The organism is Geomesophilobacter sediminis, from assembly GCF_016458275.1.
Lineage (GTDB): Bacteria > Desulfobacterota > Desulfuromonadia > Geobacterales > Geobacteraceae > Geomesophilobacter > Geomesophilobacter sediminis.
In genome coordinates, this window is record NZ_JAEMHM010000003.1 from 83181 (window position 1) to 98739 (window position 15559).

At 60.2% G+C, this 15559-nt stretch carries 15 protein-coding genes; 11 read left to right on the forward strand and 4 right to left on the reverse strand.

The window, feature by feature from the left end; translation table 11 throughout:
* Positions 1-241: 241 nt before the first annotated feature.
* From JFN93_RS03770 to rsmD, 3 genes are all read right to left on the reverse strand, one after another.
* Positions 242-1546, reverse strand: coding sequence for an aminotransferase class I/II-fold pyridoxal phosphate-dependent enzyme (locus JFN93_RS03770; protein ID WP_199382663.1), 1305 nt, complete (start codon positions 1544-1546; stop codon positions 242-244).
* Positions 1547-1612: 66 nt separating this feature from the next.
* Complete coding sequence (gene coaD, locus JFN93_RS03775; RefSeq protein WP_199382664.1) at positions 1613-2101, reverse strand: pantetheine-phosphate adenylyltransferase; 489 nt, start codon at positions 2099-2101, stop codon at positions 1613-1615.
* Positions 2092-2673: a 16S rRNA (guanine(966)-N(2))-methyltransferase RsmD gene (rsmD, locus tag JFN93_RS03780; RefSeq protein ID WP_199382665.1), complete on the reverse strand. Its 582-nt coding sequence runs from the start codon at positions 2671-2673 to the stop codon at positions 2092-2094. Before rsmD ends, coaD begins: the two co-directional genes overlap by 10 nt.
* Positions 2674-2965: 292 nt before the next feature.
* On the opposite strand from rsmD, the gene JFN93_RS03785 reads away from it, so the two are divergent.
* On the forward strand, positions 2966-4114 hold the full coding sequence (locus tag JFN93_RS03785) for a deoxyguanosinetriphosphate triphosphohydrolase (protein ID WP_199382666.1): 1149 nt from the start codon (positions 2966-2968) through the stop codon (positions 4112-4114).
* Between the two features lie 152 nt (positions 4115-4266).
* Here the strand turns inward: JFN93_RS03785 and yhbY are convergent, their stop codons facing one another.
* A complete protein-coding gene (gene yhbY / locus JFN93_RS03790) occupies positions 4267-4575 on the reverse strand; it encodes a ribosome assembly RNA-binding protein YhbY (RefSeq protein ID WP_199382667.1) in 309 nt (102 codons plus the stop codon).
* Between the two features lie 789 nt (positions 4576-5364).
* On the opposite strand from yhbY, the gene pyrR reads away from it, so the two are divergent.
* The 10 genes from pyrR to JFN93_RS03840 all read left to right on the forward strand — a co-directional run bounded on the left by pyrR (position 5365) and on the right by JFN93_RS03840 (position 15544).
* Positions 5365-5898, forward strand: a complete 534-nt coding sequence (gene pyrR / locus JFN93_RS03795) for a bifunctional pyr operon transcriptional regulator/uracil phosphoribosyltransferase PyrR (RefSeq protein WP_199382668.1) — start codon at positions 5365-5367, stop codon at positions 5896-5898.
* A gap of 51 nt (positions 5899-5949) precedes the next feature.
* On the forward strand, positions 5950-6885 hold the full coding sequence (locus tag JFN93_RS03800; RefSeq protein ID WP_199382669.1) for an aspartate carbamoyltransferase catalytic subunit: 936 nt from the start codon (positions 5950-5952) through the stop codon (positions 6883-6885).
* 69 nt (positions 6886-6954) lie between these two features.
* Entirely contained in the window at positions 6955-8232 is a 1278-nt protein-coding gene (locus JFN93_RS03805; protein WP_199382670.1) for a dihydroorotase, read from the forward strand.
* 109 nt (positions 8233-8341) lie between these two features.
* Positions 8342-9463, forward strand: coding sequence for a glutamine-hydrolyzing carbamoyl-phosphate synthase small subunit (gene carA / locus JFN93_RS03810; RefSeq protein ID WP_199382671.1), 1122 nt, complete (start codon positions 8342-8344; stop codon positions 9461-9463).
* Between the two features lie 49 nt (positions 9464-9512).
* The gene (locus tag JFN93_RS03815) at positions 9513-10448 is read left to right on the forward strand and encodes a radical SAM protein (protein ID WP_199382672.1); all 936 of its coding nucleotides are present in this window, start codon (positions 9513-9515) and stop codon (positions 10446-10448) included.
* Positions 10449-10466: 18 nt separating this feature from the next.
* Positions 10467-10892, forward strand: a complete 426-nt coding sequence (gene mntA, locus JFN93_RS03820; protein ID WP_199382673.1) for a type VII toxin-antitoxin system MntA family adenylyltransferase antitoxin — start codon at positions 10467-10469, stop codon at positions 10890-10892.
* A complete protein-coding gene (gene hepT / locus JFN93_RS03825) occupies positions 10885-11301 on the forward strand; it encodes a type VII toxin-antitoxin system HepT family RNase toxin (RefSeq protein ID WP_199382674.1) in 417 nt (138 codons plus the stop codon). The genes mntA and hepT overlap by 8 nt, the downstream gene beginning before the upstream one ends.
* A gap of 46 nt (positions 11302-11347) precedes the next feature.
* Positions 11348-14602 carry a carbamoyl-phosphate synthase large subunit gene (carB, locus tag JFN93_RS03830; protein ID WP_199382675.1) on the forward strand — a complete coding sequence of 1085 codons (3255 nt, stop codon included), beginning with the start codon at positions 11348-11350 and terminating at the stop codon, positions 14600-14602.
* Between the two features lie 95 nt (positions 14603-14697).
* Complete coding sequence (gene greA, locus JFN93_RS03835; protein WP_199382676.1) at positions 14698-15174, forward strand: transcription elongation factor GreA; 477 nt, start codon at positions 14698-14700, stop codon at positions 15172-15174.
* A 172-nt stretch (positions 15175-15346) separates the two neighbouring features.
* Positions 15347-15544, forward strand: a complete 198-nt coding sequence (locus JFN93_RS03840; RefSeq protein ID WP_199382677.1) for a DUF1858 domain-containing protein — start codon at positions 15347-15349, stop codon at positions 15542-15544.
* Positions 15545-15559 lie beyond the last annotated feature (15 nt).

The following is a 15559-nucleotide window of genomic DNA, read 5'->3' on the forward strand; positions in this document are numbered from 1 at the left end:
GCCAGGAATGGCGCTCCCACAGGCAGGGCACCTCCTTCATAGATTGGGCACCTCTCCCTCTGGCAGGGCACTTCTTCCTCTGGCAGGGCACTTCTTCCTCTGGCAGGGCACTTCTTCCTCTGGCAGGACACTTCTTCCTCTGGCAGGGCACTTCTTTCCCCGGGTTAGCAGCTGATTGCCATAAAAAAGGGGCCGCGCAAAACGCGGCCCCTCTTGGTTACTGCTGGATGTATCGACGCTACTAGGCGAGGTCCTGCGCTGCCTGGTAGATGATGTCGAACAGCTCCTGGATGTCCTTCTCGGCGATGCAGGAGAAGGCGATGCGGAGGTCGGTCTTGGTGATGGAGATGGTGCCCACCCCGTACTTGTCGAGCAGGTGTACGCGCAGTTTCTCGGCATCGACGTTTTTCAGCTTCAGGCACATGAAGTAGCCGGAGTTGAACGGGTAGTAGGTCCAGGCCTTGTCGTACTTGCCGCTGTCCAGGACTTCCTTGGTCTTGCGGGCGCGCCCCTGCATGATCTGGAACTTCTCTTCCTTCTGCTTGAGGAAGGAAGGGGAACGCAGCGCCTCGATGACGAAGGTCTGGGACGGATGCGGACAGTTGGAGATCTTGGCGCGGATGATGCCCATCGCCTTTTTCTCAAGCGCGGTCATGACCGGGGTGTTCTCGTATTCGTTGCCGTCGGCGAAGGTGATGAAGCCGGTACGGAAGCCCCAGACGAACTCTTCCTTGGTGGCGCCGTCGAGTTTGATGGCAAGGATGCGCGGGTGGAGGTTCGCCAGCTTCCCGAAGAGGGACTCTTTCATGGAGTCTTCGTAGAAGAGCCCGAAGTAGGCGTCGTCGGTGATGGCGACAACGTTGCAGCCGCCCTCGGCGACTTCCTTGATGGCGGCGACCAGCGCGTCACCTTCGGCGACGGTCGGGGTGTAGCCGGACGGGTTGTTCGGGAAGTTGAGCAGGACGACGACTTTCCCTTTCTCCTCCGCGGAGTTTTTCAGCACGGCCTTGAAGGCGTCGATGTCGTAGCCGCCGGTGGCGGTGAAGGTCGGGTGCTTCTTGACGATGGCGCCGCAGCAGGTGCCGAAGGTCAGGTTGTAGTTGCCCCAGAGCATGTCCGGCAGGATGAGGTGGTCACCCTTGTCGATGAACATGTCGGCCACGATGGAAAGACCGTGGGTGAGGGCGTTGGTGACGATCGGGTTGCTGAAGTGTTTCCCCTGCTGGCTGGGGTTTTCACGCAGCATCTTTTCGCGCCAGAGCGAGCGGAGCTCCGGTTTGCCGGCCGGCGGCGCGTAAGGGAAGATGTCTTTCGGATCGAACGCGGAGAGCTTGTCCTGGATGCACTGCAGGTACATCGGGCCGTCCCCCTCGGTCGCGATCCCGATGGTGGCATTGAACTTCTTCGCCTTCTCCTTGGCTTCCGCCGACTGGGTCAGGATCCCTTTCGGGAAGAAGAGGTTCTTGCCGAGATCGGAAAGCATCTCGAGAACGTGGGGGTTGTGCTGCTGGAGCATCTCGTTGAGTTCGGTTGCCAAAGGATTCATTGTTTGATTTCCTCCTGGGATTTGTCCCGCCTGGTTGAGTATCGGTGCAATGTCTAACTTGGTTATTTAGTTGTGGTTGAATTTCCGGTCCAGTGCTTCCTTCACCCGCGGCGGCACCAGTTTGTCCACCGGTCCGTTCAGCGAACTTACCTCCTTGACGATGGAGGAGGAGAGGTAGCTGTACGGGACCGAGGTCATCATGAAGAGGGTTTCCACATCTTTGGTGATGCTGCGGTTCATCTGGGCGAGCTGGAACTCGTATTCGAAGTCGGAGACCGCACGCAGGCCGCGGATGATGACGGTCGCTCCCTGCTGGCGCACGAAATCGACCAGGAGCCCGTCGAAGGTGTCGACCCGGGCCCCCGGCTTGTCCTTCAGGATCTCCGAGATGAGATCGATCCTCTCCTGCACCGAGAAGAGGGAATTCTTCTCCGAGTTCCGGGCCACGGCGACGATGACGCCGTCGAAGATCTTCAGACCCCGTTCGATGATGTCGATGTGGCCGTAGGTGATGGGGTCGAAGGAGCCGGGATATACGGCGAGCTTCAGGGGCACGATTCACCTCTGCGGGAAACGGTTAGGATGGAAAGCGTGGTGTCGCCGTAGGTTCTGCGGTCGGCCTCTTCCAATCTGCCGAAACTTTTCGGCATCTCTTCCTTGGCCGAGTACTCCGAAACGATCACGGTCGCCTCTCCCACCAGCGGGGACTCCGCCAGGAGCTCCAGCGTGCTCGCAGCCAGTCCTTTCTGGTAGGGGGGATCGAGAAAGATAAGGTGGAACGCCTCTTGGCTTTTGGCCAATAGCCGCAGCGCCGAAGCCACTTCCTGGATTACCACCTTGGCGTTTGTGTCCAGCCGGGTCAGTTCCAGGTTTTTCCGGATCAGCGCCGCCGAGTCGCGATGCGAATCCACGAAAACCGCAAAGCCGGCGCCTCGTGAGAGCGCCTCGATGCCGAGGCTTCCCGTGCCGGCGAAAAGGTCCAGGACCCGCATCTCGGACATCTCGCCGACCCTGCTGATGAGGATGCTGAAAAGTGCCTCTTTGACCCGGTCGGCGGTGGGGCGTACCCGCATATCTTTGGGAGGCAGGAGCTGGCGCCCCCGAGCCGTGCCCGAGATGACTCGCATGTTATTTAGTGGTGACTCCCCGGCTATTTTTGCTTTTAAACGGTCACTTCGTCAATCTTTTCGGAAGCTTCATTCTTCCAGAAGAGAAAGCTAATTTGCAAACAGCTCTATTACCATGACCGCTCAATCCCGTCAATGGCAACTTTGCTGTTGACAGAAGTGATCTCGCTCTATAAATTTCAGGCGCCGCCGGGCTGATAGAATGTTTTAATGTGCCTGTGTGATGCGACCGGCGCTCTTTATGATATTGTCTGCGTCTTAAAAGAATGCAGGTGGAAACGGGGGAAAGTTGATGGGAGACGGAGCATCGATGGAGCGCAGCGACCTGGCCGGTTATGCCGCACGGAGCAATTGTTCTCGGGGCAGAAAGTACGAGGAGCAGTTCCGTGACGACCGTCCTGCCTTTGAGCGGGACCGGGATCGGATCATTCACTGCGCCGCTTTCCGGCGCCTGGAATACAAGACGCAGGTATTCGTCAACCACGAAGGCGATTACTACCGGACCCGGCTTACCCATTCGCTCGAGGTCGCCCAGATCGGCAAAGGGATTGGCCGTCGGCTGCGGCTCAACGAGGAGCTGATCGAGGCGCTGGCGCTGGCCCACGATCTTGGTCACACCCCGTTCGGGCACACCGGCGAAGAGGTGCTCAACCGACTCATGGAAGGGGCCGGCGGATTCGAACACAACCTGCAATCGTTGCGGGTGGTGGATGAACTCGAGGAGCGCTATCCCAACTTCAACGGGTTGAACCTCTCCTGGGAAGTGCGGGAAGGGATCGTCAAGCATTCCTCCCAATACGATGCGCCCGATTCCAGCTTCGATGAATTCCTTCCCGGCACGGTGCCGACCGTGGAAGCGCAGTTGATCAACTTCGCCGACGAGATCGCCTACAACAACCACGACATCGACGACGGGTTGAAATCCGGCTACATCGCCGTGAGCCAGCTGAAAAACGTCGCGCTTTGGAATGAAGTGCACGAGCGGATTCTCGACACCTATCCGGGAATCGAACCCGATCGGGCCATCTGCCAGACGGTGAGCGCCCTGATCGGGGTGCTGATCACCGACCTGGTGGAAACCACCCGGGGCAACCTGGAGCGCTTTAAGATCGAGACCCAGGAAGACTTGAGAAGGGTGAACCTGCAGGTGGTGGCCTTCTCCCCGGCCATGGCCGAGAAAAATGCCGCGCTGAAACGGTTCCTGTTCCAGAACCTGTACCGGCATTACAAGGTGGAGCGGATGCGGGTGAAGGCGGAACGTTACTTGGGAGAGTTGTTCGAGACCTACGTGAAGCACCCGACGCTTTTGCCGCTGAAGCATCAGATGAAGATGGACCGTGAGGGGAGGGAGCGCGTGGTCTGCGACTATATCGCCGGCATGACGGACCGCTTCGCGCTGGATGAGTTCAAGCGGCTGTTCGAACCCTACGAGAGGGTTTGACAACTTGCTGTAGGAGCGCCATTCCTGGCGCGAACCCCGGAGGGGAATCCGGGTAACCCCGCCAAAGGCAGTGGATCAGAAACAGTGAACAGGTATCGGTCGCCCCTGGGGCGTGCTGGACGCTGATCACTGGTTCTGACTACTGTTTCCGGCTACTGACTCTTTTTATCTTTCTTGGGCAATTCCAGCTTCGGCTCCTTGGCTTTGCGGTACAAAAGCAGGGTTCTCCCCAGGACTTGGGCCAGATCCGAGCGGGTTGCTTCGGTGAGCTGCTCCGCTACTTCGTGCCGGTCCATGAAACAGCTCTCCAGCACCTTCACCTTGATCAGTTCGTGGATCTCGAGTGCGTCGTCGGTCTCCTTGATCAGGGCTTTGCTTATCTCGCCCTTTCCCACCAGGATCACCGGCTTCAAGCTATGCCCCAGCCCTCTAAGATATCTTTTCTGTTTTCCCGTCAGCATGTAAATGCTCCTTTTCGGTTCACTGCTTGAATAAGCCCGCTTGTATAACACTTTGCGGGTCTCATGGCAAGGAGAGTCATCGCGGATGGGCCGGGACGGCGCCCTTTCGTGTAGGAGACATGCCTGTCGCGATTTCTTCGGATATCGGTGGAGTGCATCGCGCGTTTATCTCTGTGGGAGCGCCTTTTCAGGCGCGATTAACCGCAATAACTGTCACCGCCTGCGGCGGTTCGCGCCTGGAAAGGCGCTCCCACAGGGTTGGCAGGCGCATCACGTATTGCCTTCTCTCGTTCCTATATTGCCTCTCGTTCCTACGTTGCCTCTCGTTCCTACGTTGCCTCTCGTTCCTACGTTGCCTCTCGTACCCAAGGTCCACCTTGCCTCTTGTTCCCAAGGTCCACCTTGGGAACGGTCCCCCCGATGGGAAGGTCCAGCTTCCGGAAAGGTCGTCACTGTTACCAAGCTGGAGTCTTGTATTCGGGGGTGCGTTCTGGGAGTGCGGTAATGCTATTTTGGGGCATTCATCGGAAGGCAAAATGTAAACATTCGTGCCGCTCAATCCCCTCCGTTTTCCCTTGACTCACTCTCCCCTCGGTGGTAGTTTGTCCCGACAATTTTTCCGACCTTTTAAATTAGCCCCGTGAGGTTAGCAAAGGTGAAGCAAATGCACTCTTTCTTAACACTTAAGATAGATGAGAGCCTCTTCGCCTGCGCGTTGAGGCTTTTGTTTTGGGCGAAATCCGCCCGGCTGTACGACGATTGCTGCGCCAATCAGGCAAAGGAGGGGGTATGGCTGACAATACGGTGATTCTTGACGGCGCCGGAGTAAAAAGGGCGCTCACCCGCATCGCTCACGAGGTTTTGGAGCGCAACAAGGGTGTGGACGGGTTGGTGCTGGTCGGAATCCGGACCGGCGGCGTCCACCTCGCGCACGAACTGGCTGCCCGGCTCAACGAGATCGAGGGGGTAACGGTCCCGGTCGGCGCGGTGGACATCACCATGTACCGCGACGACATCAAGGGCCATTCCGAGCACCTCCCGGTCGGCAAGACCGACATCCCCTTCGCCCTGGAAGGGAAGAAGGTCGTCCTGGTCGACGACGTTCTCTTCACCGGCCGGACCATCCGGGCCGCCATGGACGCCCTCATGGACCAGGGCCGTCCTTCCTGCATCCAGCTTGCGGTCCTCGTCGACCGTGGGCATCGCGATCTGCCGATCCGCGCCGACTTCGTGGGGCGCAACGTCCCGACCAGCCGCAGCGAAAACATCATCGTGGTTTTTGACGAACAGAACAAACCGACGGAAGTCATCCTGGAAAAGTAGGCCCGCGCTATTTGTCACCGGCTAACTTAACTGCATTCGATGGGGGGGTACATGGGGTTCAGGCACAAAGACATTATCGGGCTTAGGGATCTGACCAAAGAGGAAATCGAGCTGCTCCTCAACACGGCGGATAGCCTCAACGAAGTCAACAACCGGGACATCAAGAAGGTTCCGACCCTGCGGGGCAAAACCGTGGTGAACCTCTTCTACGAGGCATCCACCCGGACCCGCACCTCATTCGAAATCGCCGCCAAGCGACTCTCCGCCGACACCATCAACATCAGCGCCTCCACGAGCTCGACCACCAAAGGGGAGACGCTGCTCGATACCGCGAAAAACGTCCTGGCCATGAAGCCGGACATCATCGTCATGCGCCACGCCATCTCCGGCGCCCACGAATTCCTCTCCAAGCGGGTGAGCTGCTCGGTGATCAACGCCGGTGACGGGGCGCACGAGCATCCCTCCCAGGGGCTTCTCGACATGCTCACCATGCGCCAGCGTTTCGGCACCCTCTCCGGGCTGAAGGTCGCCATCGTCGGCGACATCACCCACAGCCGCGTGGCCCGCTCCGACATCTACGGCCTCACCAAGATGGGCTCGAACGTGTTCCTGGCCGGCCCGCCGACCATGATGCCGGTAGGCGTCGAGAAGCTCGGCAACGTCACCGTCTGCAAGGACATGCGCGAGGCGGTGCACCAGGCCGACGTGGTGATGATGCTCAGGATCCAGCTCGAGCGCCAGGGGAAAACGCTGCTTCCCAGCATGCGCGAGTACTCCCGCTACTTCGGGTTGAACCAGGAGGTTCTCGCCCTGGCCAAGGAAAACGCCATGGTCATGCACCCCGGCCCGATCAACCGCGGTGTCGAGCTGAACTCGGCGGTGGCCGACGGCGACCAGTCTTTCGTTTTGAAGCAGGTGGAAAACGGCGTCGCCATTCGCATGGCCATGCTCTATCACGTCTGCGGCGGTGAGCCTGCCGAAGGGTAACGAACCCTTAGACAGGCTGGAAACACATTCACATTTCATGGACCTAGTTTTCCAAAAGGGGTTTTCAAGATGAATCTTTTGATCAAAGGTGGGCGCCTGATCGACCCTTCGCAGGGGATTGACGACAATCTGGACGTATTGATCGCCGACGGCGTGGTGCTTGAGCTCGGCAAGGGGCTGACCGCGCCGCAGGGAACCGAGACCATCGATGCCTCCGGCCTGATCGTCACGCCGGGACTGATCGACATGCACGTACATTTCCGCGACCCGGGGCTGGAATACAAGGAAGACATCGGCACCGGCTCCCGCGCTGCCGCAGCCGGCGGGTTCACCTCGGTCGCCTGCATGCCCAACACCTCTCCGGTCATCGACAACAAGGCGGTCGCCTGCTACGTCGTCAACAAGGCGAAATGCGAGGCGGTAGTCAACGTTTTCCCGGTCGGCAACATCACCAAAGGTGGCAAGGGTGAGAGCCTCGCCGAAATGGGCGAGCTCAAGGAATGCGGCTGCGTCGCAGTCTCCGACGACGGCCGGCCGGTCTGCAACTCCGAGCTGATGCGCCGCGCCCTCGAGTACGCCAAGGGTATCGGCATCGCCGTCATCTCCCACGCCGAGGAAATCTCGCTGGTGGGCGAGGGGGTCATGAACGAAGGGTTCACCTCCACCGAGCTCGGCCTCAAGGGGATTCCCTGGGCTGCCGAGGACGTCGCCGTTGCCCGGGACGTCTACCTGGCTGAATTCACCGGCGCTCCGGTGCACATCGCCCACATCTCCACGGTAGGCTCCGCCCGCATCATCCGCAACGCCAAGGCCCGCGGCGTGAAGGTCACCTGCGAGACCGCACCGCACTACTTCACCCTGACCGACGAGGCGGTGGCCGGCTACAACACCAACGCCAAGATGAACCCGCCGCTTCGCTCCGCAGCCGACGTCGCCGCGATGAAGGCAGGGCTCGCCGACGGGACCATCGACGCCATCGCCACCGACCACGCTCCGCACCACGCCGACGAGAAGGAAATCGAGTTCAACCTCGCCATGAACGGGATCATCGGCCTGGAAACCTCGCTGCCGCTCTCGCTCAAACTGGTGGAGGAAAGGTGCCTGGACCTGACCACCCTGGTTAAGGTGATGTCCTGCAACCCGGCCAAGATCCTCGGCATCGACCGCGGCTCGCTCAAACCGGGGTACGTCGGGGACGTGACCGTCATCGACCCGAACAAGGCCTGGACCGTTACCGCCGAGAAGCTGGAGTCCAAATCCAAGAACTCCCCCTTCATCGGCTGCGAAATGAAAGGGGCCGCCGCCTACACCATCGTCAAAGGGCAGGTGGTCCACAAAGGAATTTAGCGGCCCGGCCACGAAGTTGTGGCAATCTGAGGCGCGCTCGTATTACAATGGTTCGATTGTCCGCTCTTCTCATTGGAACGGACAGCAGAAAAACAAATTGGAGAGATACATGAAAGCAGTGCTGGCTCTGGCGGACGGCCGGATCTTCAAAGGAAAGTCGTTCGGCGCAACGGGCGAAACAACGGGCGAGGTGGTCTTCAACACTGCGATGTCCGGGTACCAGGAGGTCCTCACCGACCCCTCCTACAAAGGTCAGATGGTCACCATGACCTACACCCAGATCGGTAACACCGGGATCAACCCGGAGGATATAGAAAGCAACCAGCTCTACCTCTCCGGCTTCATCGTCCGGGAATACCTGGACTGCTACTCCAACTGGAGAGCGACCATGAGCCTGGACGCCTACCTCAAGGAAAACGGGGTGGTCGGCATCCAGGGGATCGACACCCGGGCTCTGACCCGGCACCTGCGCGACAAGGGGGCCCAGAACGGGATCATTTCCACCGTCGACTTCGATCCGGAAAGCCTGGTGCGCAAGGCGCGCGCCATCCCGAGCATGGCCGGCCTCGACCTCGCCACCGGGGTGACCTGCGCCCAGCCCTACCATTGGACCGAGGGGCTTTGGGACCTCGCCGACGGCTACCCGCAGGTGGACAAGAAGGACCTCAAGTACAAGGTCGTCGCCTACGATTTCGGGATCAAGCTCAACATCCTGCGCTGCCTGGTCTCCGCCGGCTGCGATGTGACCGTCGTCCCGGCCACTTTTCCGGCCGAGTCCGCCCTGGAGATGAACCCGGACGGGATCTTCCTCTCCAACGGCCCCGGCGACCCGGAGCCGATGACCGAAGTCATCGAGAACATCAAGAAATTCGTCGGCAAGAAGCCGATCTTCGGGATCTGTCTCGGCCACCAGCTCCTCGGCCTCGCCTTGGGCGGCCGGACCATCAAGCTCAAGTTCGGCAACCACGGCTCCAACCTTCCGGTCATGGACATGGCGACCAGGAAGGTCGAGATCACCGCCCAGAACCACGGCTTCTCGGTCGACATCCTCTCGCTGTCGCATGCCTGCCGGCTGGGCCACGAGAACCTGAACGACCAGACCGTCGAAGGGATGGCGCACAAGGAGCTGCCGATCTTCTCGGTGCAGCACCACCCCGAGGCGTCCCCCGGGCCGCACGACTCGCACTACCTCTTCGGCCGGTTCGTTGAGCTGATGGAGAAGCATAAGTAATTAAATCTCCCTCTTCCGGAGGGAGCGGGGTAAGAAGGAATCAGCAAGTTTGAGCAGTTCGAACGACCCTAAGTACCTGGAGCTCTTCCATAGCGGCGAGCTCCTGAAACGCATCACCGAAGGTTACGCCCGGCTCGCGGCCTGCGACATCTGTCCCCACGCCTGCGGCGTCAACCGGTTGGCCGGCAGCACCGGCCGCTGCGGAGTCGGCAAGACCCCGCGGATCGCATCGGCGAACCTCCACCGGGGAGAGGAACCTCCGATCTCCGGGACCCGCGGGTCCGGAACCATCTTCCTGTCCGGGTGCACCCTGGGTTGCAAGTTCTGCCAGAACTTCCCGATCAGCCAGCTGAGAAACGGGACCGACCTGACCACCGGCGGCCTCGCGGACAAGATGGTCGGGCTGCAACGCCGGGGCGCCCACAACATAAACTTCGTCACGCCGAGCCACTTCACGCCGCAGATCCTGGCTGCCCTCTACCTCGCCATCCGGAAGGGCTTCCGACTCCCGCTCGTTTGGAACACGAGCGGATACGAGTCGCTGGAAACCCTGCGCCTGCTCGACGGGGTGGTGGACATCTACCTCCCGGACATGAAGTACACCGAGGAGGAGCCGGCGGTCCGCTTCTCCGGCGCGCCGGGCTACCGCGAGGTGAACCGGAAGGCGGTGGCCGAAATGCTGCGCCAGGTAGGGCATCTCGAGGTGGACGAGGATGGGATCGGGGTGCGCGGCCTGATCGTCCGGCATCTGGTTCTCCCGGAAGGAAATGCGGGCAGCGCCGAGACCCTGGCCTGGATCGCGGACAACCTCGGCGAGGAAACCCATATCGCCCTGATGAGCCAGTTCTTTCCGGCCCACGCCGCGGCGCAGACGCAGGGGATCCACCGGAAGGTGACTGCGGCGGAATATGCCGAGGCCGTCGAGGCGCTGGAAGAGAACGGCCTGGAAAACGGCTGGGTTCAGGACGAACCGGAAGAGTCTTGATTGTTTCGAGGAGCGGCGATGGCCTCCGAGGAATTGAAAGCAGCAATCGAGTTGGTCTGTGCCGAACGGCAGGAGATAGCCGCCTGCTATCTCTTCGGCTCCTGCGCCAACGGACGGCAACGGCCCGACAGTGACGTGGACGTTGCTTTCCTGCTCGACAGCTCGATTCCCAAAGGAGAGTACTTCGACCTGAAGATGACTTTCCACAACCGGTTGGCGGGACTGCTTCGCAAGGAAATCCATCCGGTGATTCTGAACGGCGCGGGTGAGGTATTACTGGAACAGGTTTTGGGGAAGGGCATCTTGCTCTTTGTGCGCGACGAACTCCAGTTATCCCGGTTTCGTGCCATTGCCTTTTCGATGATCGCAGATTTCGCTCCCTATCGAAATGCGATGGAAGATGCGCTTTTGCGGAAGTTGAAAGAGGAACCTTCTGATGGTTGATCGCCGACTCCTCACCGAGAAGGTCGACTCCGTACAGAGGAGCTTGAAGAGGATCAATGCCTTCCGTGGCGAGTCCGTGGAAAGGTTTTCCGAAGATGCTGTTAGTCAGGATGTCGTCTTGTTCCATCTCATGCAGGCGATCCAGGCGTGCATCGATTTGGCCTCACCTGTCAACAGTGACGAAGCCCTTGGGCTGGCGGGAAGCACCCATGATTTCTTCTACCTTTTGGCGGATAACGGGGTTATCACCCGACAGCTTTGTGAACGAATGATCCTGGCCGTTGGCTTCCGCAACCTGGTTGCCCACGAATACACCAAGCTCGATCTTGAGAAAGTTTTTTATATAGCTCATCACGCCATCGGGGACATCGAAGAGTATCTTCGCTCGATCGCCCAAAGATACGCGTAAAAAGAAATGGTCAGACAAACCATGCAGCTGCAAGGAGACAGTTTTAATGCCTAAACGTACGGACATCCATAAGATCCTCATCATTGGCGCCGGGCCCATCGTCATCGGACAGGCGTGCGAGTTCGACTATTCGGGAACCCAGGCCTGCAAGGCGCTCAAGGAAGAGGGGTTCGAGGTGGTGCTGCTCAACTCCAACCCGGCTACCATCATGACCGACCCGGACTTCGCCGACGCCACCTACATCGAGCCGGTGACCCCGGAGGTCTTGGCCGCGATCATCGAGAAGGAGCGGCCGGACGCCGTCCTGCCGACCTTGGGCGGGCAGACCGCGCTGAACACCGCGGTTGCCGTTGCGGAAAACGGGATCCTCGAGAAGTTCGGCGTTGAGCTGATCGGCGCGAAGCTCCCGGCGATCAAGATGGCCGAAGACCGCACCCTCTTCAAGGAGGCGATGCAGCGCATCGAGCTCGAAGTGCCGCGCTCCGGCCTGGCCCACAACTACACCGAGGCGATGGAGGTCATCAAGTTCGTCGGCTTCCCGGCCATCATCCGTCCTTCCTTCACCCTGGGCGGCACCGGCGGCGGCATCGCCTACAACATGGAAGAGTACGAGCGTATGTCGATGGCCGGCATCGACGCCTCCCCGACCGACGAGATCCTGGTCGAGGAGTCGCTGATCGGCTGGAAAGAGTACGAGCTCGAGGTGATGCGCGACACCGCCGACAACGTCGTCATCATCTGCTCCATCGAAAACTTCGACCCGATGGGGGTCCACACCGGCGACTCCATCACCGTCGCTCCGGCCCAGACCCTGACCGACAAGGAATACCAGATCCTGCGCGACGCCTCGCTCAAGATCATCCGCGAGATCGGCGTCGACACCGGCGGCTCCAACATCCAGTTCGGCGTCAACCCGAAAAACGGCCGCCTGGTCGTCATCGAGATGAACCCGCGCGTCTCCCGCTCCTCGGCGCTCGCCTCCAAGGCGACCGGCTTCCCGATCGCGAAGATCGCCGCCAAGCTCGCCGTCGGCTACACCCTGGACGAGATCACCAACGACATCACCAAGGAGACCCCGGCCTGCTTCGAGCCGACCATCGACTACGTGGTGACCAAGTTCCCGCGCTTCACCTTCGAGAAGTTCCCCGCGGCGGACGCTACCCTCACCACCCAGATGAAGTCGGTCGGCGAGGTCATGTCCATCGGCCGGACTTTCAAGGAGTCGCTCCAGAAGTCGCTCCGCTCCCTGGAAATCGGCGTTTCCGGCTTCGACTCGCGCCTTTTCGACATCTCCGAAGAGACCCGCCGGGCCCTTACCCCCCGCGAGCAGGCGATCCTGACCGAGAAGCTGCGCACCCCCAACTGCGACCGGATGTGGTACGTCGGCGATGCCTTTAGAAGCGGCATGAGCGTGGAGGAGATCTTCCAGCACACCGCCATCGACCCGTGGTTCCTGGATAACATCCGCCAGATCATCGAAAAGGAAGAGGAGCTCAAGGCGATCAAGATCGAGGCCGAGTCCGGGGAGAACCTGAAGGAGATCCTCTGGGAAGCCAAGCGCTTCGGCTTCGCCGATCAATACCTGGGCAAGCTCTGGAAGATCCCGGAAGGGCGGGTGCGCGAGCTGCGCCTGTCGGTCGGCGTGAAGCCGGTCTACAAGCGGGTCGATACCTGCGCCGCCGAGTTCGTCGCCCACACCCCGTATCTCTACTCGACCTACGAGGAGGAGTGCGAGGCCGAGCCGACCAGCCGCAAGAAGATCATGATCCTGGGCGGCGGTCCGAACCGGATCGGGCAGGGGATCGAATTCGACTACTGCTGCGTGCACGGGGTTTTCGCCCTCGCCGAGGACGGTTTCGAGACCATCATGGTCAACTGCAACCCGGAAACCGTCTCCACCGACTACGACACCTCCGACCGGCTCTACTTCGAACCGCTCACCCTGGAAGACGTCCTCTCCATCGTCGATGTCGAGAAGCCGGACGGGGTCATCGTGCAGTTCGGCGGCCAGACCCCGCTGAAGCTCGCCGTCGCCCTGGAGAAGGCCGGGGTCCCCATCATCGGGACCTCCCCGGACGCCATCGACCGCGCCGAGGACCGCGAGCGGTTCCAGGCCATGCTGCAGAAGCTCAACCTGCGCCAGCCGGACAACGGCACCGCCCGTTCCTTCGAAGAGGCGGAAGCGGTCGCCGACCGGATCGGCTACCCGGTCGTGGTCCGTCCCTCCTACGTCCTGGGCGGCCGCGCCATGGAGATCGTCTACGACGTCGAGAACCTGCGCCGTTACATGCACACCGCGGTACAGGCCTCCCCGGAGCACCCGATCCTCATCGACAAGTTCCTCGACGAGGCGATCGAAATCGACGTCGACGCCCTGTGCGACGGCACCGAGGCGGTGATCGGCGGGATCATGGAGCATATCGAGGAAGCCGGCATCCACTCCGGCGACTCGGCCTGCTCGCTGCCGCCGTATTCCATCACCCCGGAGATCATCGAAGAGATCCGCCGCCAGACCAAGATCATGGCGCTCGACCTCAACGTCAAAGGTCTCATGAACGTCCAGTACGCGGTGAAAGGGGACGACATCTACATCCTGGAAGTCAACCCGCGCGCCTCCCGTACCGCACCGTTCGTCTCCAAGGCGACCGGGCGCCCGCTGGCCAAGATCGCCGCCCGCGTCATGGCGGGCAAGTCCCTGCGCGAACTCGGCGTGACCGAGGAGATCGTGCCCAAGCACATCTCGGTGAAAGAAGCGGTCTTCCCGTTCGCCAAGTTCCCCGGTGTCGACACCCTGCTCGGACCCGAGATGAAGTCGACCGGCGAGGTCATGGGGATCGGAGCGACCTTCCCGGAGGCCTTCGCCAAGGCCCAGGTCGGTGCCGGCGCCAAGCTTCCTAAGTGCGGAAAAGTATTCATCAGCGTCAAGGATTCGGACAAAAAACATATTGTCACCGCTGCCAAAAGACTGTATGATCAGGGCTTCGAACTCGTTGCCACGCGCGGCACGGCGAGCTATCTGCAGGAACGTGGCATCCCGGTTCAGGTGATCAACAAGGTCCTCGAAGGCAGACCGCACATCGTCGATGCGATCAAAAACAACGAGATCAGGATGGTCATCAACACCACCCTGGGGGCCCAGGCGGTAGCGGACTCCTTCTCGATCCGCAGGAACACCCTGATCAACAACATTGCCTACTACACCACCACCGCCGGCGCCCGCGCCGTGGTGGACGGAATCATCGCCACCTCGAACAGCAAACTTCAGGTGACCTCGATCCAGGAATATTTGAAACAGCAGTAAAACCGAGGGGAGCGCGAGCCATCGCGTTCCCCTCGCAGTGTAAAAGACCGGGGGAGATGGAACTCCCCGGATGCAAAGCAAGGAGTGAATACGCGATGTCCCAAACGGTTCCGTTAACTAAGGAGAGTTTCGAGGCCCTTCAAGAAGACCTGCGGCGCCTGATCAAAGAAGAGCGCCCGAAGGTGATTCAGGATATTGCTGAGGCGAGATCCCACGGCGACCTCTCGGAAAACGCCGAGTACGATGCGGCCAAGAATCGCCAGGCCTTCATCGAGGGGAGGATCCTCGAGCTGGGCGACAAGCTGGCCCGCGCATACGTGGTTGACCTCTCCAACCTGAAGCCGGACAAGGTAGTTTTCGGCGCCACCGTGACGGTCTACGACACCGCGACCGAAGAGGAAATCACCTACAAGATCGTGGGCGAGGACGAAGCCGACATCAAGGTGGGCAAGATCTCCTGCACCTCCCCGGTAGGAAAGGCCCTCATCGGCCACAAGCTCGACGACACCGTCAAGGTGAGCGTCCCCTCCGGGCTGAAGGAATACGAGATCCTTGAGATCAAGTACGAGTAGCAATTGACAATGGACAATTGACAATGGACAACGAAAATCCGCTGTCCTGTCTTTGGTCCTCATTGCTGACGTATCTGCTTAAGTGGTAATTCGCCGCGGCGTTGAGTCGGCGGCAAAAAGGCAATTGTCAATTGCCCCATTGTCAATTGTCCATTTTCTTGGAGGTTTTTAGATGAGCCAGATCACCAAAGACATGACTTTTGCTTCTGTTATGAGAATGCACCCGGACGTGGTTCGCGTTCTTGCCAAATACAACCTCGGCTGCATCGGCTGCATGGGCGCTCAGAACGAGTCCCTGGAGCAGGGTTGCAACGCCCACGGCATCAACGTCGACGATATCCTGCGCGACCTCAACGCCATCTTCGCCTGATTTCCCCGGTGCCGG